This window comes from Amycolatopsis orientalis, assembly GCF_000943515.2.
GTDB classification, from domain to species: domain Bacteria; phylum Actinomycetota; class Actinomycetes; order Mycobacteriales; family Pseudonocardiaceae; genus Amycolatopsis; species Amycolatopsis orientalis.
This window is the reverse complement of the sequence record NZ_CP016174.1, coordinates 682425-702901: the sequence shown is the minus strand read 5'-3', so window position 1 is coordinate 702901 and position 20477 is coordinate 682425. Positions and strand designations below refer to the sequence as shown.

Genomic DNA, 20477 nt, shown 5'->3' with positions numbered 1-20477 from the left:
ACCGGAAAGCGCGTTTCGTCCTCTGGACGCGGTAGTTGCACGCGCAAGTACCGCATCCAGAGGACTAACCGCGGTCGGTACCGGGGGCGCAGTCAGCGGCGCGGTTGAGCAGCAAGGTGCGTTCCGCGTCGTTCCCGGTCATCTCCGCGGCCCGTTCGAACTCGGCGCGGGCCTCGTCGAGGCGCCCGAGCTTCGCCAGGAAGTCTCCCCGCACGCTCGGCAGAAGGTGATAGGACTTCAGCGCGGGCTCGGAGGTCAATTTGTCGACGACCGCGAGCCCCGCCTCTGGTCCGAAGGCCATCGACAGCGCCACCGCCCGGTTCAGCTCGATCACCGGCGACGGGTTCAGCTTGCCGAGCCCTTCGTACAGGACGGCGATGCGTCCCCAGTCGGTCTCCTCGCCCGTCCGCGCCCGCGCGTGGCAAGCGGCGATGGCGGCCTGTGCCGCGTAGACGCCGAAAGCGCCGTCCGCCAGCGATTCGGCGAGGTCCAGCGCGGCGAGGCCACGGCCGATCAGGAGCCTGTCCCATTTCGCCCGGTCCTGGTCCATCAGCAGCACGGGCTCACCGTTCGGCCCGACCCGCGCGGCGGATCGGGAAGCCTGGATCTCCATCAGCGCCACGAGCCCGTGCACTTCGGGTTCCTTCGGCATGAGCCCGGCCAGGATCCGGCCGAGACGCAGCGCCTCCTGGCACAGCGCCGGCCGCATCCAGTCTTCGCCCGCCGTCGCCGAATACCCCTCGTTGAAGATCAGGTAGATGACTTCGAGCACCGACTCCAGGCGGGCGACCCGATCGGCCCCCTCGGGTACCTCGAACGGCACCTTGGCGTCGCCGAGCGTCTTCTTCGCCCGGACGATCCGCTGCGCGATGGCGGTTTCCTTGGCCAGGAACGCCCGCGCGATCTCGTGCGTCTGCAGCCCGCCGATCATCTTCAGCGTGAGCGCCACCCTCGCCTCGGTCGAGAGCACCGGGTGACAGGCGGTGAACACCAGGCGCAGCAGATCGTCCTCGATATGGTCGTCGAGGCCCGCGGTGAAGTCGGGCTCCTCCTCGAACTCCTGCTCGCGGCCGATCTCGCCGAGTTTCCGCTCGTACCGCTCGTTGCGCCGGAAAGTGTCGACCGCCCGGCGTTTGGCCGTGGTCATGAGCCAGGCGCCCGGATTCCTCGGGACGCCCGACTCAGGCCACTGTTCGAGCGCGGCGACCAGCGCGTCCTGCGCCAGTTCCTCCGCGAGGCCGACGTCGCGCGTCATCCGCGCGAGGCCGGCGATGAGGCGGGCCGATTCGATCCGCCATACCGCGTCGATCGCGGCACGGGGGTCTGCTGTTGCGGTCACGCCGACCAATCAACATCGTCGGCGCGGCGACCGCAACCACTAGTTCGCCTCGGCCTGCTTCCGCAGGTTCTGCTCGTGCTCGACGATCTCCGGGGTCGCGTTGGAGAAGTCCTCCATCTCGGCGATCCGGCGGATCTCGATCTCGCCCTCGCGGAACGGCGCGCGCTTCATCCACTCGATGACCTCGGCCTTGTCCTTGACCTGCAGGATCCAGAAACCCGCGATGAGTTCCTTGCTCTCGGCGAAGGGCCCGTCGACGACCCTGGCCTCGGACGTGCCGGAGTACTGGAGGCGGACACCCTCGGAGCTGGGGAGCAGTCCCTCGCCCGCGAGCATGACACCGGCCTTGACCAGCTCCTCGTTGAACTTCCCCATCTCCTGCAACTCCTCGGCGCTCGGCTGAGCACCGGACACGTCGGTCTTGCCGTCGCTCTTGACGATCACCATGAACCGCATCTCGCGTCTCCGTTCCCGGCGGGGCTCGTCCCTGCCACATCTACGCGTCGATCGGGCACCCCAGGTTTCGACACGGTCCCCGAACTTTTTTCCGCGAGTATTCGAGCAGCCGGAAAACCCCAGGTCAACCGCACATGGAAAGATCTGTCGTCGTGGCCGCTCTCCCCGATCCCCTCCGCTCCGCCCTCGACGAGGAGCTGGGCAAGTACCCGCAGACCAGGCTGACGCAGTCCGTCGAGCGGCTCAGCTCGCGCTACCGCGAGAACAACCCGGCGACCGCCCCGATCCTGTCCTCTGAGGTCGACATCGCGGCGTACGCGGGCTACCGGATGCCGGCCACCTACGCGGCCGTACACGCCGTTCTCGCCGAAGCGGCCCTTCGCGCTCCCGAATTCGCTCCGCGCACGCAGATCGACGTCGGCGGCGGGACCGGTGCCGCGATCTGGGCGGCCGCCGACGTATGGCCTTCACTGGAGAAGAGCACGGTCGTCGAGCAGGTCGCCGGAGCGATCGCGCTGGGGCGGCGCCTCGCGGAGCACGCCGGTGGCCCCGCCGTTCGCGGCTCGACCTGGCAACGCGGGCTGATCGACCCGGCCGCGCCCGCGCCGGACGCCGATCTGGTGACCCTCTCCTATGTCCTCGGCGAGCTGCCCGAAGCCCGCCGGACCGACGTCGTCCGCTGGCTCTCGGCCAAGGCCGGGATGCTCGTGCTGATCGAACCCGGCACCCCCGCCGGCTACGAACGGATCGTCCAGGCACGCGACGAACTCGTCGAACTCGGTCTCTCCCTGGTCGCGCCCTGCCCGCACGAAGGCGCCTGCCCGATCCCGCGCGGCAAGGACTGGTGCCATTTCTCCGCCCGCCTCCCGCGCACCGGACTGCACCGTCAGCTGAAGGCCGGAACGCTCGGCTTCGAGGACGAGAAGTTCTCCTACGTCGTCGCCTCTCGGACTGCGCCCGAGCGGGCCGACGGCCGGATCCTGCGGCATCCGCTCAAACGCAAGGGCATGGTCAGCCTGACCTTGTGCGCCGAAGCCGGGCTCACCGAAACGATCGTCACCAAACGGCACGGCCAGGCCTACCGCGCGGCACGCGACGCGGAATGGGGCGACGCCTGGCCCGCTCAGTCCACAGTGGACTGACGGCCGCGCCGCGCCAGCGCGCCGATGACATTGAGCAGCGCACCCAGCGCGGGATTGTCGTTGCCGCGCCGCCACATCAGTTCCAGTTCCACCGGACGGCCCTCGATCCCGTCCACCGGACGGAGTACGACGCCCTCGAAACGCAGCGCGGCGGCCGCGGCGGGTACCAGCGCGACGCCGAGATCCGCCTTGACCAGCGCCAGCACCGTATGCACCTGGCTGGGGTACTGCGTGTACTCCGGCAGCACCCGCGCCGCGCGGAACACCGCCACCAGCATGTCGTGGAAATACCGGCCCTCTGACGGCGAATACATGATGAACGGCTCGCCGTCGAAGTCGCGGATTCCGGGATTCTTCTTGCGCCGCGCCAAAGGATGCGACGAAGACAACGCGGCCAGCAGCGGTTCGCGCCACAGCGGCAGGGTCACGATGTCGCCGCCGGTCACCGGCGGCCGGATCATGCCGAGGTCGATCCCGCCCGCCAGCAACTCCGCCACCTGCGCCGAGGTCACCATTTCCCGCAGCACCAGATCGATGCCCGGCACTTCGGCGTTCGCCGCGGCGAGGACGCGTTCGAGGTACGAATACGCGGCGGTGGCGGTGAAACCGAGCGTGACGACGCCGACCTCACCCCTCTTCGCCCGGCGGACGTACAGTGTCGCCTCTTGCGACGAACGCAGTATTTTCCTTGCCTCGGCGAGAAAAACCCGTCCGGCGGGTGTCAGCCGGACCGTGCGGTGCGTACGGTCGAAAAGCTCGACCCCCAGTTCACGCTCCAGCAGCTGGATCCGCCTGCTCAACGGCGGCTGGGTCATCGAAAGCCGCTCCGCCGCACGGCCGTAGTGCAGTTCCTCGGCCACCGCGACGAAACTTACCAGCTGCTCCAGGGAGAACACCTATCCAGTCTAGGTATCAATCCAGGTCGAACAAGCGGCTAATCGGTATCGTTCCGGTCGGCATTCACTCACCGGAACCGAAAAGGTGGACACCAATCGTCCGTTCAGCCGGTTTCGGCTCGCGCGTCCGCCCCTAGGGTGGAACCGGCGTCCGTGGCTCCGGCCCTCGGCGACGGCGCCGACGGCGAGCTCTGGAGGGGCCATGTGCGTTCGCATTCTCGAAACCCGTGCCAAGCGGGAGAATCCCTTCGTCCGGCTACTGGTGCGCATTCAACTCAAGGCGTCCTGGCGCTGAGCGCAGGCGCGCAGCCTGCTGATCGCCCGGTGTTTGGTCACCCGCACGCGTGACGACGTCGTGCCCAGCGCCGCCGCGGTCTCGTTCGACGTCAGCTGGCCGATCACCCGCATGCCCAGCACTTCCCGGTGAGAGAGCGGCAACATCCGCATCAGCCTGCCGAGCCGGACGCCGAGATCGGTCCGCAGGGCGCGCTGCTCCGGTTCGTCCGCGGCGACGGCCGGATGCTCCGGCAGCTCACCGGTCAGCACCTGTTTGCTCCGCGCCGCCTTCCGGAAGACGTCGGCGACCTTGTTCGCCGCGATGGCGCGCACGAGGAACAGGAAGGAACCGCCGCGCCGGGCGTATCCGGGCAGCGCGACGAAGACCGCGAGACAGATCTCCTGCGCGACGTCGGCCGGTTCGAGATAGGTCAGATCGCGGCCGCCGAGCCGGGTTTCGGCGTACTGCCGGGCCCATGGCGAGAGAGCGGCCATGAGATCGTCCATGCCGTACGGCTCGCCGGCCGCCGCGGCCTTGGCGAGGTCGTCCCAGCCGGCGGGGGAGATCCACGTCTCGCCCTCGCCGGTTCTTCGCACCGGAAAATCGTCGCCGCCCATGCCCCGCTCCCCACGGATGAGTAAACCGGCCGCCGGGGTCCAGGACGGAACGCGCACCACGGTAGTCGAGGAATCCGGCCGTCTCAATCGACGAAAGTCCGCGACAAATTGTCCGCCGGGTCCAGAAATCGGACAGGTTCCCACCGTTGGTCTAGACATGTTGTCACTCGCGACGTAACTTTCCGTGCTGAGACCCCTCGCCAAGGTCACGCCCAGGCCGGGAACGCGCCCCCGGCCGACATCCGCAAGCACCGCCGTGGCGCGTTCGCGCTCCGCGGCGGGATTCAGCCGAGGAGTGCACTGTGCGCATCCGTCAGAAGATCCGGCGCGTCTTGACCGCGTTGGCGGTCGTTCTCCCCGTGGTCACCGGGGTTTCGGCGCTTTCGGCGCCCACCGCGGTCGCCGCCGGCCCCGATCCGTTGCCGCTGACCGTCACCAACAATTCGAACCGCTCCGACGCGGTCCACCTCTACGTGCTCGGCACGAACCTCAACACCGGCAAGCTCGGATACGTCACCGCCGGTGGCGCCTTCACCCCGTGGCCGCCGGGCGCGAACCCGCCGAGCCCCGCGCCGGACGTCGCGATCGCCGGTCCCGGCAACGGCGGTTCGACCACGCTGCGGATCCCGCGGATGCTCTCGGGCCGCGTCTATATGTCGTTCGGGCAGAAGATCAAGTTCTTCCTGACCCCGGACGGACTGGTGCAGCCCGCGCCCTGGGCGGACGGCGATCCGAACCGGGACATCCTGTTCGACTGGAGCGAATTCACCTACGACAACGCGGGCCTGTTCATCAACAGCTCGCAGGTGGACATGTTCAGCGTCCCGCACGCCGTCGGGCTGACCAACGGCGCCGGGGCCAGCAAGGAAGCCGGGCGTCTCAAGGCGAACGGCCGCGAGAACATCTTCAACGCCGTCCAAGGGCAGCAGGGTTTCTCGAACCTCGCCTACAACCGGCTGCGGGTCCTCGCCCCGGGTAAGGGCCTCGACTCCGGCAAGTTCAGCGCGAACTACCTCGACGGCTACGTGACGAACGCCTGGAACACCTACAAGTCGACCCCGCTGACCGTGGTGCCCTTCGAAGCCGAACCCGGCAAGAAGTTCACCGGCCGCACCGGCGGGGACGACGTCATGCGGTTCACGGACACCTCGGGCGCGACGGTGGCGTCGTTCGGCAAGCCGAGCACTCGGGACGTCTTCAACTGCGACGGACGCCTGCAGGCACCGAACGACCAGGTCGTCGGGCCGATCGCGCGGACGCTGTGCGCCGCGCTGCACCGGTCGACGCTCGGTTCGCTGCACACCCAGCCGACCTACGACGCGAGCCAGTTCTACAAGCAGTCCGTGACCGACCACTACTCGCGGATCGTGCACGAGCAGATGGTCGACGGCAAGGCGTACGGATTCGCCTTCGACGACGTCGGGCACTTCGAATCGCTGGTGCACGACGGGGACCCGCGTACGGCGCGGATCATCCTGACGGCGTTCTGACGACTCGTGAGTGGTAATGACGGTCAGAACCGTCATTACCACTCACGAGTCCCGGCACCGGCACCTTCTGCCGGTACCGCACGCATTTCCGGTGCCATTCCAGGATTCCGGACAGCCAGTTCTTCAGGTTGTCCGCGTACCGGGTCAGTGCCGCGCGGACCTCCTCGTCGAGTCCGAGGTCGTCGCACATCCGCGGCAGTCCCTCGTCCGCGAGCTGCTCGAACTGCTCCATCCGCGCGTTCATCAGCCGCGCGGTGATGTCGCGGGCCTGGAGCCTGTCCACGGCCAGGAACCGCTCGATGACGTAGACGAGGTTGTGGACCTCGCCCTCGTACTCGATCTCCTTCCGGTACGAGAACAGGTCGTTCGTGAACGTCGCGTAGTCCTCCGCCGCCGTGTCGAGTTCGAACAGGACCCGGTTCCGGTGCAGCTCCGGCGGGATCACGTCGCCGGTCCGGAGCCGCGCGAGGCTCTTCGTGAGGTCCGAACCGAACGTCCGCCGCCGCATCTCCACGTAGTAGACCGGATCGGGCACGCGGTTCTGCGCCTGGTTCACGACCTCCCAGACCCAGCTCTCGGTCATCCTCTCGACGGCTGCCCGGAAGTCCGCGCGCGCCGACGGGCTCAGTGATCCCGCGGTGCGGCTCCACAGGTCGGCCAGCCCACGTTCGACCGGGTTCGCCGGTTCGGGCATCGGCTCGCCATGGAGCGGCATGAACAGCGAAAGCCGGTCGCTGCAGAACTTCGCCGCGACAGGGTCCCGCCGCATCCCGAAGATCAACGGGAAGTAGTCGTCGCCATAGGTGCCCCAGGTGAGCCAATCCGACGACAGCTTGAGCTGCTCGAAGTCCGCGTCCGGGTGGATCATCGCGGCGCAGTGCGGCAGGTCGATGCCGCGCATCCGGCGTTCGTCCCAGACCCCGTGTGCGGCACCGGGTACCGGGCCGAACATCCCCATCTCCCGCGCCCAGCCCGGCGCGTACTCGCGGGCGGCGGCGAGATGCGGGCTGGTACGGACGGGGTACGGCATGCGGAATTCCGGCAGCGGCAGATGTCCCACCGGCGCGAACGGCGGGGGAGCCTGCTGCCGTGTCCGTTGGACCAGCCCGAGCCGGTTCGGTGACAGCCGCAGCGATTCCGTGCCGAGCCCCGTCGGACCGCCGAGCGGGCCGTTCGCCCCGGAGACCGGGCCCTCGTTCATGTACCGGCTGGATTTCGCGTGCCATTCGTGCCCGCCGGACTGCCAGTCCTGCAGACCCTTGACGTAGTGGCCGATCCCGATCTGATCCGGCAGCGGGACGTCGTGTTCGACCAGCAACGCGGGTACCTCGACGAGCGCGGTGTTCTCGAACTGCTGCAGCCGCGAGGTCAGCAGGTCGTTGGTGAGGTCGGCGGCCTCCTGCGTCGAGCAGTCGAAGAAGGTCTCGAAGACGAGGACGGCGTTGGAGTTCTCGCCCTCTTCTCGCACTTCGCGTTGGTAGGAAAAGAGATCGTTGCGCAGGTGGACGGCGTCGGCGAAGGTGTCGCGCAGGACCTCCATCGGCCTGGTCGCCGCCACCTTGTCCGGCACTTCGGCGCCGACGGCGTACTCGATCAGGTTGGCCGACCAGGGCGCCCCGCCGACACGCCGCCGCATCTGCAGGTATTCGATGGGGTTCGCGATCCGGCCGCGGTCGATATTGTCCAGTTCCCAGAGCGATTCGACCATCAGGTTGTGCGTACTGGTGACGAATCGCCGCCGCCACGCCTCCGACATCGAGGGAATGGTGCGTGCCCAAAGGTCCTTGAGCCCGGCTTCGGCCGGGTTCTCCGGTTCCGGCGGTGTTTCCCCCGGCCCGGTCATGAACAGTTCCAATCGGTCCAGATACGCTTTCGCGCCTTCGGTGTTCCGGGTGTACTTGAATTGCGCGAGGAAATCGTCGTCGAAGAAGAACACCCATACGTACCAGTCCGTGACCAGATCGAGGGACGGCCCGTCACAGTCCGGATGAGTGTGCGCGCAGAGCAGCGCGTAATCCATCTTGGCCAGTGCCTGCTCGGTCCAGACGACGTCACCGGACGGCGCGGGCGAATCGAGCATGCCCATCTCCCTCGCCCAGGCCATGCTGTGCGTCCGCGCCGCTTCGAGGTGCGGATTGATCCGCGCCGGATGCGGTACGTAGAACTCGGGCAAGGTGAAAGCCTGCATCTGCGACTGCCTCCCGGGCGGATGTCGAATACGTCTCGACATTTCCAGCCGCCTGCCGCGCCGGGCAACGGCCACCCGAGCGATTCCGCGCACCATCGAGTGAATCAGTTCCAGAGTGACTTCGGGTCGATATAGGGCGCGAGAAGCGCGGTCAAGATCGTGTCGCCGTTTCCGTTGAGTTCGTCCTCGGCGATCCGCCGTGCGACACCGACCAGGAAATCGGCCACCTGCACCCGGGGATCGGTCCGCGAATCCACGAACTTCAGCCCGGCCAGCCCCGGACTCGACTCGATTTCGGCGAGCCGCTCCCCTCTGAGCGACGGCTGTTCGTCGTGGACGAGGAAGACCTGCTCGCCGTCCTCGCTCCAGCGTCCGACGGCGCGGAGGATCGCGGGAACCAGTGGATCGAGGACCTTGGCGTCCCGTAACTCGGCCACCTTCGCCCGCAGTTCCGCGCTGTCGCCGGCCATCGCGAAGAACGACCCGCTCGCGGGATCCCGCCGGTTCCTGGTCCGCAACACGTCGTTGAACGCGGCCAGAAGTCGTTCGTCCGGCGGGAAATCCCGGCCGAGCAGGGTACGGAGTTCGTTCGCCAGCAGCAGTTTCTTGTCCACGAGGTACACATGCGCACGACCGTGGACCGGCCCCAGCGGGCCGAGGAACCATTCGAGGACCCGCCGGTGTTTCGTGCGGAGAAGGTGATTGGCCTTGTATTCGAGCGCGGGCGAACGGATCCGGCGGCGCAGTTCGACCAGGCAGGCCGCGGCCTCTTCGGTGCTCAGCCGGACCCCCGCGTGCGCGAACACGTCGGTCTGGCCGCCGATCAGCTTCTCGCCCTCGGACCCGGACTCGTCGCAGGCGATCTCCAGGGGCACATCCGGATCCTGCCCGACCGCCCCCGGCGTCGTCGACCCACTTACGCGGGTTCGGGCAGCGGCTCTCCGGTCTCGAGCAGCGTCTTGAGGCTCGAGAGGATCGACGGCCAGCCGCCCTTGACCATCTCCAGCGCGGTGCTGCCCTGGTCGAAACCGTCGTGCACGACGGTGAGCTTCACCGTGTCACCGACCGGCTCCAGATCGAACGTCACCTTGGAGCGCGATTCGGCCGCGAGTTTCGCCGACACGTCGTCGTCGAGCCCCACCGACTTGGCGAACTCCGGGGTGAAGGTGTGCCAGGTGTAGGAAAGCCGCCGGTACGGGTCGGATTCGAGGATGACCTGCTCGGGGTCCTCCAGCTTCACGCCGAGCTGTTCCCAGGCCATGGTCGACCCGGTCTTCCAGTCCGAAGTGAACTCGCAGCCCCAGTACTGCTTGGTGAAGACCGGGTCGGTCAGCGCCCGCCAGAGCCGCTCGGGCGTCGTCTTGATGTAGCTGGTGTACACGAATTCGTCGGTGCTCATGGGTTCCTGCTCCAATGCCTTCTTGAGGTCGGCGAGCGCGTCGACCCGGCCCTGGTGGTACCGGTCGATCCAGCGCTCGGCGATCGCGTTGATCGGTTCCGCGTTCACGTAGTGCAACTTCTCGCGGCCACGCCGCACCGTGGTCACCAGATTGGCCGCCTCCAGTACGGCCAGGTGCTTGCTGACCGACTGCCGCGCCATGTCCAGCCCCGCGCACAGTTCGCGCAGCGTCTGGCCGTTGCGGGCGTTCAGGTCGTCGAGCAACCGGCGGCGACTGGCGTCGGCCAGCGCCTTGAAGACCTCGTCCATGTCGCTCTCTCCAATATGCAGCCGCGCGGCTGCCTTTTACATTAGGCAGCCGCTCGGCTGCATGTCAAGTCCCGTGAGTGGCCCTGTCACGTTTCAGGCGGCTCCCTCGTCCAGGCGGTGACACGACCCCCGAAGGAGTCCCCCATGCCGACCCCGTTGCGCGTCGCGATCGCCGTGCAGACCCTGGCCGTCTTCCTCACCCCGATCACCGCCGGTCTCCTGCTGACCATGCCGAGCGGCCACACCCTGCACAGCGCCACGTCCTACACGCTGTTCATCGTGGCGGTGCTGCACGTGCTCGTCGCGATCCTCGTGTGGCGGCCGGGCGGCGGCTCGCCCAAGCCGATCCTGCCCGCGGCCGTGTTCCTCGGCCTCACGCTGGTGCAGGTGTTCCTCGGGCTCGCGCACGTGACGGCGGTGCACGTCCCGCTCGGTGTCCTGCTGTTCGGCTTCAGTCTCCTGCAGCTGAGCCGGATCCGCCCGGCGCGGGAAACGGCGGCGGCGAACGCCTGACTCGTCACGAACCGGATTTCGCGATGGTGAGCCAGGTCAGCCCGAGCGCGGCGAGCCAGGTGACCGCGCCGATCACGCCGAGCGTGTGCAGGCCCGACGTGAACCCGGCACGGTCGGTGGGCGTACCCAAGACGGCCCCGTAGACGGCGACGGCCAGGGCGCCGCCTGTCTGCCGGGCCGTGTTGGGCAGCCGCGGGCTGTAGTGCCCGGTGAGCCTGCCGGTCACCGGTGCCAGCACCGCCATCGGGACGAACAACGGCAGCAGCATCAGACCGGCGGTGAACGCGCTCCGGTGCTGCACGGTCTGCAGGTACAACGTCGCGGCGAAGATCGTCCCGATCCCCACCAGGTTCATGGCCATCGCCACCAGATTCGCCCCGGCGAAAGCGGGTTCCCGCATCAGGTGCGGCGGCAGCAGCGGTTCGGCGGCCCGCCGTTCCCGCCGGACCAACCCGGCGAGCGCGAGCGCTGCGAGGAGCAAGACCAGGAGTTCGCCTGCGATGACGGCGTACACGGTCGCGGCCAGGGTCGTAGTCGCGAGAAGGATGCCGGGGATGTCGAGACGTCGCTGGCGCTCTTCGCCGGTCTCGGCGACCAGCCGCAGGGTCGCCGGGAGCGCGACCGCGATGATCGGCAGGTTGATCAGGAACACGGCCCGCCAGCCGACCCCGGAGACCAGCGCGCCGCCGATCAGCGGTCCCGCGGGCAGCGCGAGCGCCGAGACACCCGCCCAGACACCGACCGCCCGCGCCTGCTCGGCCCGTCCGGGGAAGGCCCGCGTGAGGACGGCGAGGGTGCCCACGTTGCAGGCCAAGGGATACCACGAGGAGGTGGCACTTCCGTGAGCACTGTCGCGGTGGTCCTCGCGGCGGTGGCCGCCGTCGCACTGGCCGTGCTGCGCTTCCGGCTCGTGCGCGTCATCGTGCAGGGCACCAGCATGCTGCCGACGCTGCGGCCCGGCGACCGGGTGTCGCGCGCCGAAGTGCCGGTGCTGTGGGGATACCAGGAGCCGCTAGTGCCGCCCGGCCGGTTCGTCGTCGTCGGCAACAATCCCGAGGACAGCTACGACTCGCGTCAGTTCGGTTACCTGAAGGCCGAGGCGCTGCTCGGGGTGGTGGTGGGCTCGGCGCGGCGCCCTGTTCGCTCGAACCGCGATCCGGGTCAGCCCCTCCCGGTTTCGCGCAGGCCAGGGTTCGGCACCAGGTACAGCTCCTGCTTTCCGAGGGTCGGCGCGTCGAGCGTCCAGTGCGCGAGCGCGTCCGGCGGCGGGGCCGCCAGCCGGCGCAGCACGAGTTCGGGACGGCGTGGACGGACGTCGAAGTCGAAGAAGGCGTAGTTCACGCGGAGCATCGCGCGGATCCAGCGGTTCTCCTCACCGCGCGCCGCGATCGCGGCCGGCAGCAGGCCGCGGTCGGAGAAGACGTCGACGACCGGGCAGCCGCAACTGTAGGCGAGGACGCCGATCTCGCCCGCGCTGCCGACGCTCCGGCCTCCGGCGAGTGTTCCCAGTTCCGCTCCGATACGTGCGTACTGCGCGCTCGACGTGTAGTTCGACGTCAACGGCGCGTACGTGCGGGGAAGTCCGGCAGCCGCGTACGCGATCGCGCCGGCGACGATCAGCGCGAGCACCCCGCCGGCCGTGATCCGGTGGGAAACCGCTACGGCACAGACGAAAACGGTCGCCGCGGTGAGGCCGGGGCCGTAGTACCAGTGGTAGGGCGGAACCGCCAGCAGCACGTAGCCGAGGTGGTAAAGCAGGCCGCCGAGGGCGAGCAACACGAACGGCCGCAGCCCGGCGGGGATCCTGCGCCGCCGGACGGCCGGCGTCACCACGGCGAGGACGGCGAGGGCCGCGGGCAGGAACGCCAGCGCGGCCATCACCGGCGAACTCCGCGCGTAGAACAGCGGACCGTTGCCGAAGTTCCAGGCGCCCCAAGCGTGTTGCGCGCCCTGGAGAGTCTTGATCACCACGGTGTCCGGTACCGCCGCGCCGAGCACGACCCAGCTGAAGCCGAACCACGGCAGCGTGATCAGCCCGGCGCCGAGCAGCGCGCGTCCCGTGCCGGGACGGAGGAAGACGAAGAGCACCACCGCGAACACGATCAGGTCCAGCCGAACCAGGACGAGCAGGCCGGCCGTCAGCCCGAAGGCGAAGGGGTTCTTTTCGACGGCGAACACGGTGAGCCAGCCCAGCACCGCCGCGCCGAGGGCGACCTCGAGCCCGATCGACGAGAGCAGCAGCGGGTTCGCGGTCAGCGCGGCGAGTGTCAGGGCGGGGAACCGGGGCGGCAACCCCGCTGCCGCGCCGAGCCTGCGCAACCCCAGGGCGAGAAGGACCTGGCACAGCACGAACAGCACTCCGGCGGCGAAGACGGCGTCGCGGACGAAGATCGTCAGGGCCGCCAGGATGAGCACGTTCGCCGGCGACGTCGCGGTGTTCGACGTCGCGTCGGCGAGCAGGCCCCAGTGGCCGTGGAAGGCGACGTTGCGCGCGTACGCCAGCGTGATGAACGTGTCGTCGATCAAATGCGGGCGGGCGAGCAGGAACACCACCGCCGAGAGCACCGCTACGGAAAGGGGCAGCCGCCAGGACGTCGCCTGGTTGTCCGTCGTCCGGACCTGTTCCATGATCATGGCTTGACATGGCTTCTCCGCCCCGGAAAGTTGCGCGCAACGTTCGGCCGGTGCCGGCCACAACCAGGGTGTGAGCAGTCTTGCGATCAGGGTGGGGGTACCGGTGGAACAGACCGGTGACCGGGAACTGTGGGCCCGCGCGGCCGGCGGCGACGAGGGGGCGTTCAGTGAACTGTTCGAGCGGCACGCCGAGGCTCTGTGGAACTACACGTATCGCCTGACCGGTTCGTGGAGCAGCGCCGAGGACCTGGCGTCCACGACGTTCCTCATCGCCTGGCGGCGGCGGGCCGAGGTGACCCTGGTGCGGGACAGCGCCCTGCCGTGGCTCTACACGGTCGCGGCCAATGTCGCCCGCGACGAGCACCGCGGTGCTCGTCGCCGGCTGCGGCTGCTCGGGAAGATCCCCGCCCAGCCCGCCGTATCCGACCACGCCGATTCGGTGGCCGAGAAGATCGACGGCCAGCGCCGGCTGGGGCGAGTCGCCGAGGCCGTCCGGTCGCTGCCGAAATCGCAGCGCGAAGTCGTCGAACTCTGCCTGGCCGCCGAGGTGAGCATCGCTGACGCCGCGGAGTTGCTCGGCATCGCCGAGGTCACCGTCCGCGCCCATCTTTCCCGGGGACGAGCCCGGCTGCGTACGTTGCTGGAGGAGAAATGAGCGGCGAACCCGAGTACCCGCCTCGCCGTGCGATGCCGGACGACGTCCGCGCCCGGATGCGATCGGCCGTCCGCGAGGGAATCGCGAAGCCGCGGCGGACGGCACGGGTCTGGTACGCCGCCGCGGCGGCGGTCGTTCTCGTCGCGTCCGGTGTCGCCGCCGCGACGCAGTCACTTCGTCAGCAGGGCGCGGACCCCGGCCCCGATCCGGCCGCCGGCGGGCGCAACCTGGACGTCGGGCTGGCGACGTCATCGCTCGACCGCTGTTGGGCCGCGGTGCGGGCCGCGGGCAAGACGGACCGAGTGGCCCCGCGCGAGGAATGGGTTCCCCACTTCACGGACGTCATGCTGGACGTTTCGGTCGTCGCCGCGACGTCGGCGGGCAAGCCGATGTTCTGCGAGACGACGCTGACCACCGTGACCTTGTCCGACCCGAACGCCGTCCCCACGTATGTGCCGGGAACCCGCACCGGACTGCTCCTGCAGAGCGCGACCGGGCTGATCGGCGGGGTGCTCGATCCGGCCTTGCCGGGTGCGGGTCTCTCATTCCAGGCCGAGGATTCCGGCGGCGGGGACGCCGTGGAAGCTTCACCTCTGACCCATCAGTTCGTTTCCTTCACCTGGACCGACCCCGCGAAGACGCGACTGTCCGTCTACGAGCCCGCCGGAGCGACGACCGCGAGCCTGCCGCCGGCTCCGGCGCCGCTGCTTTCGGCCGTCGATCGCCCGATCGCCCCGGCCGACCGGACCTCGCCCGCGGGACGTGCGCTGGGCGCCTGTCTGTCCGGCGCGGCGGACGCCGTCTCCGACGTGGCGGGCTACAGGCCGGGCGTGCTGCTCGACAAGGACGGCTATCAGGTCGTTCTCGGGCGTTTAGGCGACCGGAGTCTGGCGTGCACGACCCTTCCGGACCCGCGGCGTCCAGGCCGGATGAAGATGCGTGTCTACCAAGACCAATTCGAGCTCCCGCCGGAGCAGCCCCGGACGATCCCGATGCAGCCCCTGGGCGGTGTGGAGGACGGCGGTGACCGGGCCAACGCCCGGACGCCGTTCGCCGGGACGCGGCTGCCGTCGACGGCGGTGACGGTGACCTGTGACTTCGGCGCCGGACTGACCTCGACGTCCGATGTGGTCGACGGGACCTTCGTGGTCTTCGTTCCGAAAGAGGTGAACGATCCGTTCCCGCGAGGGGTCCACGTTCAAGCGCGTGATGCCAAGGGCACCGTGGTGTTCGCAGGGGCTCTGTAGCCGGGAACGGGCGGATCTGTCTCGAACCGGAGCACGTGACGGCGCGAGGGCTCAGCGTCCGGCGGTGACCCAGGGGTTGGGGCGGCAGACCGCGCCGTCCGCCCGGACCTTGGCCGCCGCACCCGGCTCCGCGCGGTTGAGTTCCGCGACGTAGTTGTTGGACAGGCCGAACGTCTGCTGCATCATCACCGGTGCCGCCGCTCCGTCCGCAGGACAGCCGACATGCCCGTATCCGAGTGCGTGCCCGGCCTCGTGATTGATCGCGTACTGGTGATACCCCGGCAGGGGGCCAACACGCTGACCAGGCAGCCCGACACCGCGCGAGGTAAGAGGTGCGCGGCGCCGAGCGGCCTATGGCGGCGGATCCGCTGGCGCTTCGATGCCGAACGGTTCCGAGGGTTCGTCCTGGCCGTCCAGCTCGTGAGCGCGCCGAGCGAGCGCGACACCGATCTGCACGAGGTCGTGGCCGAGCTTCCGGAGTCCGGCGGCGTAGTGCTCGTCCGAGGGCTGCAAAGTCAGGAGGTCCAGCGTGACCTTGCCGATATCGGCGTTGACCCGCGCCAGACCGGCGAGAAGATCGCGGTCACGCCTGTCCACCGCGCGCCTCCGCGTTCGCCGCGGTCAGCAGGTCACGACACAGCGGGCATCGCGTCTCGGCCGACGGCGCCGCGATGCGATCCCGGCCGATGCTGCCGCGCTCATGGCACCGAGGCTCCGGCCGGTTCTCTTCACACCAAGGCAGCAACATCGGCGGCCACTCCCCGTCCGACGCAAGTTGTGCACGTCGGTACAGGTGCGCCTCGGCGCTGAGAAGAAACCCGCGCCACTCGTACCCGGCCGCCCTCGACAACGAGCCACGCCGAGGCGACGGAACGATCGCGCATGACCGTCGCCTGCCGAACTGGTCGTACCCCCGGTCCGAGGATCCGCTGCTATGGCCCCGGCCAGGGGCCTGATCAGTCCAGATAGTCACGATGTTGACGTTAAGAGCGACAATGCCTGATGAGAGGAGCCCTGAAAGGGGGCCATTCCGGGAGAGGTGGCCAGAATCCGGGGCCGGGCGGAAAATGGCCACTCGGGGCCATGTGACGTAAGGGGTACCTGTGGAGCAGAACATCGTCGGCGAACTGCTCCGAACCCTGCGAGCAGGTACAGGTCGGTCACAAACCGATCAGGCCGCGGTTCTATCCGAGCTTTCGGGGCAGGCGATCACCAGAAACGAGATTTCCCGTTGGGAGGCCGAGAAGCGGCTGCCTACGCCGTTCTGGCAGCAGCACATCGCAGCCAGTTTCGGAGTAGAAGAGAAGAGGATCAGCGGCGCCGTCTCGATTGCGCGGGCGAAACGGCGGAAGGAAAGGACGGGCGGAGTGCAACGGCGCGAGTTCATCGGGGCAATGGCCGCATTGGCACTTCCGCTCGGCCGCACCGATCAGCCGACCGCTCGCCGAATCGGCCGGTCAGATCTCGCGGAACTGCGCCGCCGAACAGACCGACTTCGCCGCCTGGACAACATCATGGGCGGAGCTGAGACCTTCCCCGTATACGCCGCCGAAGCCGACTACACACAGCAGCTGCTCCACGAATCCAGCCACACGGAGGACATCGAGCGGGAACTGCTCGCGCTGCTTGCCGAGCAACAGCAGCAAGCCGGATGGGCCGCATTCGACCACGGACAACACAAACTCGCGGAACAATTGTACGAAGACAGCCGCCAGAACGCCGAGGACGCGCAGGCATTTGACCTCGCAGGAAACGCGCTCGCCTACGCGGCATACCAGCAAACCGCGACGCAGCAGAGCGGGACCGCACTCGCCGCGGACTCGTACGAAGTCGCCCGCCGGGTGGCGACGCCGAAGGTCTCGGCGTTGCTGCTAGAGAGGAAGGCATGGGCGCACGCGACCGCCGGTGAGGCGGCCGAGGCTGACCGCGCGCTGAACCTCGCGCGCGAGGCGCTGAACGCGCCGTCCAACCGGCCGGAACCCGACTGGGTGTTCTGGATCGACGCCGCCGAAATCGACATCATGGCCGGCCGCTGCTGGACCGAACTCCGGCTGCCGCTGCGCGCCGTCCCGGTGCTCGAACGCGTCCTCGGCGAGTTCGACGACACGCACGCCCGCGACAAGTCGCTGTACCTGACCTGGCTGGCCACGTCCTACCTCCACGCCTGCGAAGTCGAGCAGGCCGCAGTGACGCTGGGGCACGCGGCGGACCTGGCAGCCGGTGTCACATCGGTCCGCCCGGCACGCCGGATCGAAACGGTGGCGCGCCGTCTTGCCCGCCACCGTTCGACACCCGCTGTTGCCGATCTCCTAGCGCGACTGAACGTCTAGTCGCGTCGTGTGGACTCCTCGGCCCATGCCAGGTAGTCCGCCGAGCCACGGACCAGCTCGACGGCCGTTACCTCGGGCTTGTTCCACGGGTGATTCGCGATGATGTGCGCTTCCAGCTCGGCGTACCGCGCGTCTGTGGTCTTGAACGTCACGTTGAACTCTTCTCCCTGACCAGACTCGCCGAGGTGCCGGAAGAACGACGTAATCGGCCCGACGACCTGCGCGGTACCGGCAAGACGTGCAGCGACGGCGGAGCCCGCCAGCTGCTCACCGGACTTCCGATCAGGGGTTGCTGTGGTCACCACAAGATGAACGGTCATGACGACCAGGGTAGGACCGGTGATCAGCGACGCCGGCCGAGCGCATACCGCGCCGCGTCGAGTTCGTCCGACGGGCAGCCCTCTCGACCAGTCGCCTTCTTCCGGCGCTCCAGATATGGAGTGATCGGCGACCCGAGCAGCAGCGAGCCGCAGTCGGCGACGATTTCGTACGACTCGACGTAGGCGCGCATCGCTCGGCCCGGGAAGCGGAGTTCCTGCCGGATGTGCATCCACTCGTGGTTCACGATGGTCACGATGGCGTGGCACGGCGCCGATATCGTGATGTCCTTCGGCTTCGGGAAGCCGGCGCCTTCCTCGATTACGTGGCCGTCGAAGCACCCGAGCAGGCGTCGATGTGGCACGTGATGATCTACCGCGGCACACGCCGCGGTGAAACCGCCGGCCTCGGGTGGACGGAGGTGTACGACAAGGCGGCCGAGATCGAGATCAACACGCAGCTGACCGAAGTCGAGTACGAGGTGGAGGAGGGCGACCCGAAGTCGGAAGTGTCGACCCGCCGCGTGCCGCTCGACGATGAGGGGATGCGGCTCCTGCGCGAACACCGCGCACGGCAGCGTCGGGAGCGGCTGCGCCTCGGCCCGGCATGGGTGGACTCCGGGCGGGTCTGGACCCGCCCGGACGGTTCGGCCCTTCGGCCGTCGTGGATCGGCGACGAGTTCGAACGGCACGGCCGAGCCGCGGGCCTTCCGCCGATCCGGCTGCACGATCTCCGACACGTCGCGGCCACGCTCATGCTCGCAGCGGGTATCGACCTGAAGGTGGTCCAGGAAACGCTCGGACACTCGTCGTGGGTCGTCACGCGGGACACGTACACGAGCGTTCTTCCCGAGCTGGCACGCTCAGCCGCCGAGGCCACGGTGGCACTGGTACCCCGACGGAAAACACCAGGTAGATGGGTGTTTTCGATGGGAATTGAAGTGAGCCGCCAAGGGGGCTCGAACCCCTGACCTTCTGTTTACAAGACAGATGCTCTACCAGCTGAGCTATAGCGGCCGTGCCCAGGGCAGCCCGGGCAAGCCCAGTATATCGGCGCCCGCTCAGCCGTTCGCAGGCCGCACCCAGGGCTCCCCGGCCACCGTCCGGAAGCCGTGCGCGAACGTCACGGCGGTCGCCGGGTCTCGGCGGTCGGCGACGTAGTACCAGTTCATCCGGACGGCGTCCGGGGTCACTTCGAGGACGCCGGGGCCGTGCGAGTCGAGTTCCACGAAGCGAACGTGCGGGTTCAGCGCGCGGATGGCGGCCTCGACCTGGAGCGAGCCGGTCCGCGGTGGGACGCCGAGCTGCTCGTCGATGTTGTCCGAGGTGACCGACGGGCAGACGAACTCCACCGCGACACTCGTCCCGTCCCGCGGCACGTCGTTCGCCCACGAAGAGTGGACGTCGCCGGTCAGGAACACCGTGTTGCCCCGTCTCTGCGCCGCGACGGCGGCCAGCACCCGGCGGCGGTCGGCGGTGTAGCCGTCCCACTGGTCGGTGTTGACCGTGGTCGGCTGGCCGTCGAGCAAGTGGCCGAGCGCGAGTTTCTCGCGGGTGGGCAGCGCGGGGATCTTGAGCGGCGTGACCATCACGGAGTTCCCGATCAGGTTCCACGACGCCGTGCCGTGCGCGAGGCCTTCGAGGAACCACTGCCGCTGGTCGGCGCCGAGGATCGTGCCCTCCGGGTCCTCGGCGGAGCCGGGCTCGGGCTGCCGGGTCCGGTAGGTCCGCAGGTCCAGCATGGTCAGGTCGGCCAGTTTCCCGAACTTCAGCCGCCGGAACAGCCGGTCGCCGCGATGCCGCACCGGCATCCATTCGAAGTACGCCTGGTGCGCCGCCCGCATCCGGTCGAGCCAGTCGCCCTCGGTCGCCGGATCGTGCGACGGCGACCCGCCGGACCAGGCGTTGTCCGCCGCCTCGTGGTCGTCCCAGGTGGCGATCATCGGATGGCGGGCGTGCAGCCGCCGGAGATGATCGTCCGTCTTGTACATCGCGTGGCGCTGCCGGTAATCCGAAAGGGTGGTCAACTCGTGGGGTGGCAGCGAGGGCCGGAGATCACCCACGGGATTGGGAGCGCCCTCGTAGAGGTAGTCACCCAGGTGGATGAAGGCGTCAAGATCGTCACGGCCGGCCAGGTAGCCGTAGGGGGCGAAGTGACCGACAGCCCAGTTCGCGCACGAGACCACACCGAACCGCAGCCGCGCGACGTCCTCGTCGTGCGCGGGCGCGGTGCGCGTCCGCCCGATCGGCGAGGTCCGGCCCCGCGCGGTGAACCGGTAGAAGTACACGGTCGACGCGCACAGCCCGCCGGCCGTCACCTTCACCGTGTGGTCACGTTCCGGGCCGGTCCGGGCATGACCACGAGCGACGACGTCGGTGAACCCGGCGTCCCCGGCCACCTCCCACCGGACGTCCACCGGCGGTCCCACGCCGGACCCCGGGGTGGCGTCCGCCGAGGGAGTGACCCGGGTCCAGAGAAGCACCGAATCGGGCATCGGGTCACCCGAAGCGACACCGTGGGCGAAAACCGGGGCCTCCGCCCCGGTAGATGCACCCGAAAGGGTGAATGTCGCCGCCGTTCCGGCTGCGGTGACACCGGCTGCGCGAAGCATCGAACGCCTGGTCAAGGAAGGCCCCATGGCAGGCAGTGTGCCGCAAACCGACGAAG

General features: G+C 68.8%; 21 protein-coding genes, 1 tRNA gene and 2 pseudogenes. 8 read left to right on the top strand and 16 right to left on the bottom strand.

Features of this window, described 5'->3' with window-relative positions; translation table 11 throughout:
- Positions 1–64: 64 nt before the first annotated feature.
- Complete coding sequence (locus SD37_RS03415; protein WP_044853791.1) at positions 65–1348, bottom strand: RNA polymerase sigma factor; 1284 nt, start codon at positions 1346–1348, stop codon at positions 65–67.
- Positions 1349–1378: 30 nt separating this feature from the next.
- Positions 1379–1795 carry a YciI family protein gene (locus tag SD37_RS03410; RefSeq protein WP_044853790.1) on the bottom strand — a complete coding sequence of 139 codons (417 nt, stop codon included), beginning with the start codon at positions 1793–1795 and terminating at the stop codon, positions 1379–1381.
- A 134-nt stretch (positions 1796–1929) separates the two neighbouring features.
- On the opposite strand from SD37_RS03410, the gene SD37_RS03405 reads away from it, so the two are divergent.
- The gene (locus SD37_RS03405) at positions 1930–2937 is read left to right on the top strand and encodes a small ribosomal subunit Rsm22 family protein (RefSeq protein WP_044853789.1); all 1008 of its coding nucleotides are present in this window, start codon (positions 1930–1932) and stop codon (positions 2935–2937) included.
- Here the strand turns inward: SD37_RS03405 and SD37_RS03400 are convergent.
- Both SD37_RS03400 and SD37_RS03395 read right to left on the bottom strand, forming a co-directional pair.
- Entirely contained in the window at positions 2919–3833 is a 915-nt protein-coding gene (locus SD37_RS03400) for a LysR family transcriptional regulator (protein WP_044853788.1), read from the bottom strand. The two genes, SD37_RS03405 and SD37_RS03400, sit on opposite strands and share 19 nt — an antisense overlap.
- Positions 3834–4103: 270 nt before the next feature.
- Positions 4104–4727, bottom strand: a complete 624-nt coding sequence (locus tag SD37_RS03395; protein WP_052675060.1) for a sigma-70 family RNA polymerase sigma factor — start codon at positions 4725–4727, stop codon at positions 4104–4106.
- Positions 4728–5029: 302 nt separating this feature from the next.
- On the opposite strand from SD37_RS03395, the gene SD37_RS03390 reads away from it, so the two are divergent.
- Positions 5030–6217 carry a beta-1,3-glucanase family protein gene (locus SD37_RS03390; RefSeq protein ID WP_044853787.1) on the top strand — a complete coding sequence of 396 codons (1188 nt, stop codon included), beginning with the start codon at positions 5030–5032 and terminating at the stop codon, positions 6215–6217.
- Here the strand turns inward: SD37_RS03390 and SD37_RS03385 are convergent.
- The 3 genes from SD37_RS03385 to SD37_RS03375 form a co-directional block, all read right to left on the bottom strand.
- On the bottom strand, positions 6198–8405 hold the full coding sequence (locus SD37_RS03385; protein ID WP_044853786.1) for a terpene synthase family protein: 2208 nt from the start codon (positions 8403–8405) through the stop codon (positions 6198–6200). The genes SD37_RS03390 and SD37_RS03385 overlap by 20 nt on opposite strands.
- Before the next feature lie 104 nt (positions 8406–8509).
- The gene (locus SD37_RS03380; RefSeq protein ID WP_044853785.1) at positions 8510–9280 is read right to left on the bottom strand and encodes a DUF3800 domain-containing protein; all 771 of its coding nucleotides are present in this window, start codon (positions 9278–9280) and stop codon (positions 8510–8512) included.
- A 41-nt stretch (positions 9281–9321) separates the two neighbouring features.
- Complete coding sequence (locus SD37_RS03375) at positions 9322–10113, bottom strand: ArsR/SmtB family transcription factor (protein WP_037318199.1); 792 nt, start codon at positions 10111–10113, stop codon at positions 9322–9324.
- A 144-nt stretch (positions 10114–10257) separates the two neighbouring features.
- On the opposite strand from SD37_RS03375, the gene SD37_RS03370 reads away from it, so the two are divergent.
- Positions 10258–10626, top strand: coding sequence for a hypothetical protein (locus SD37_RS03370; protein ID WP_044853784.1), 369 nt, complete (start codon positions 10258–10260; stop codon positions 10624–10626).
- A gap of 4 nt (positions 10627–10630) precedes the next feature.
- On the opposite strand, the gene SD37_RS03365 is transcribed toward SD37_RS03370, so the two are convergent.
- Positions 10631–11440, bottom strand: coding sequence for an MFS transporter (locus tag SD37_RS03365; RefSeq protein ID WP_065912743.1), 810 nt, complete (start codon positions 11438–11440; stop codon positions 10631–10633).
- Between the two features lie 123 nt (positions 11441–11563).
- Between SD37_RS03365 and SD37_RS43570 the strand changes: the two are divergent.
- Positions 11564–11734: pseudogene (locus SD37_RS43570) on the top strand (S26 family signal peptidase); the annotation flags it as partial.
- Positions 11735–11787: 53 nt separating this feature from the next.
- Here the strand turns inward: SD37_RS43570 and SD37_RS03360 are convergent.
- Positions 11788–13260 (bottom strand): hypothetical protein, encoded by a 1473-nt coding sequence (locus SD37_RS03360; RefSeq protein ID WP_044853783.1) that lies wholly within the window; start codon positions 13258–13260, stop codon positions 11788–11790.
- 103 nt (positions 13261–13363) lie between these two features.
- Here SD37_RS03360 and SD37_RS03355 point away from each other — a divergent pair, with 103 nt between their 5' ends.
- The gene (locus tag SD37_RS03355; RefSeq protein ID WP_145926515.1) at positions 13364–13915 is read left to right on the top strand and encodes an RNA polymerase sigma factor; all 552 of its coding nucleotides are present in this window, start codon (positions 13364–13366) and stop codon (positions 13913–13915) included.
- The gene (locus tag SD37_RS03350; protein ID WP_044853781.1) at positions 13912–15162 is read left to right on the top strand and encodes a hypothetical protein; all 1251 of its coding nucleotides are present in this window, start codon (positions 13912–13914) and stop codon (positions 15160–15162) included. Before SD37_RS03355 ends, SD37_RS03350 begins: the two co-directional genes overlap by 4 nt.
- 51 nt (positions 15163–15213) lie before the next feature.
- On the opposite strand, the pseudogene SD37_RS41800 reads toward SD37_RS03350, so the two are convergent.
- The 3 genes and pseudogenes from SD37_RS41800 to SD37_RS43010 form a co-directional block, all read right to left on the bottom strand.
- Positions 15214–15447: pseudogene (locus SD37_RS41800) on the bottom strand (DUF3152 domain-containing protein); the annotation flags it as partial.
- Between the two features lie 66 nt (positions 15448–15513).
- A complete protein-coding gene (locus SD37_RS03345) occupies positions 15514–15759 on the bottom strand; it encodes a hypothetical protein (RefSeq protein WP_044853780.1) in 246 nt (81 codons plus the stop codon).
- Positions 15746–15910, bottom strand: a complete 165-nt coding sequence (locus SD37_RS43010) for a hypothetical protein (RefSeq protein WP_167369606.1) — start codon at positions 15908–15910, stop codon at positions 15746–15748. The genes SD37_RS03345 and SD37_RS43010 overlap by 14 nt, the downstream gene beginning before the upstream one ends.
- A 355-nt stretch (positions 15911–16265) precedes the next feature.
- Here SD37_RS43010 and SD37_RS03340 point away from each other — a divergent pair, with 355 nt between their 5' ends.
- Positions 16266–17492, top strand: coding sequence for a helix-turn-helix domain-containing protein (locus tag SD37_RS03340; RefSeq protein ID WP_145926514.1), 1227 nt, complete (start codon positions 16266–16268; stop codon positions 17490–17492).
- Here SD37_RS03340 and cutA read toward each other — a convergent pair.
- Positions 17489–17812 carry a divalent-cation tolerance protein CutA gene (cutA, locus tag SD37_RS03335; protein ID WP_044853778.1) on the bottom strand — a complete coding sequence of 108 codons (324 nt, stop codon included), beginning with the start codon at positions 17810–17812 and terminating at the stop codon, positions 17489–17491. The genes SD37_RS03340 and cutA overlap by 4 nt on opposite strands.
- Positions 17813–17835: 23 nt before the next feature.
- Positions 17836–18057, bottom strand: a complete 222-nt coding sequence (locus tag SD37_RS43005) for a hypothetical protein (RefSeq protein ID WP_167369605.1) — start codon at positions 18055–18057, stop codon at positions 17836–17838.
- A 78-nt stretch (positions 18058–18135) separates the two neighbouring features.
- Here SD37_RS43005 and SD37_RS41795 point away from each other — a divergent pair, with 78 nt between their 5' ends.
- The gene (locus tag SD37_RS41795; protein WP_167369604.1) at positions 18136–18780 is read left to right on the top strand and encodes a site-specific integrase; all 645 of its coding nucleotides are present in this window, start codon (positions 18136–18138) and stop codon (positions 18778–18780) included.
- On the opposite strand, the gene SD37_RS03325 is transcribed toward SD37_RS41795, so the two are convergent.
- A tRNA-Thr gene (locus tag SD37_RS03325) sits at positions 18754–18826 on the bottom strand. The two genes, SD37_RS41795 and SD37_RS03325, sit on opposite strands and share 27 nt — an antisense overlap.
- A 44-nt stretch (positions 18827–18870) precedes the next feature.
- The gene (locus SD37_RS03320; protein WP_145926879.1) at positions 18871–20421 is read right to left on the bottom strand and encodes an alkaline phosphatase D family protein; all 1551 of its coding nucleotides are present in this window, start codon (positions 20419–20421) and stop codon (positions 18871–18873) included.
- Between the last annotated feature and the right edge of the window lie 56 nt (positions 20422–20477).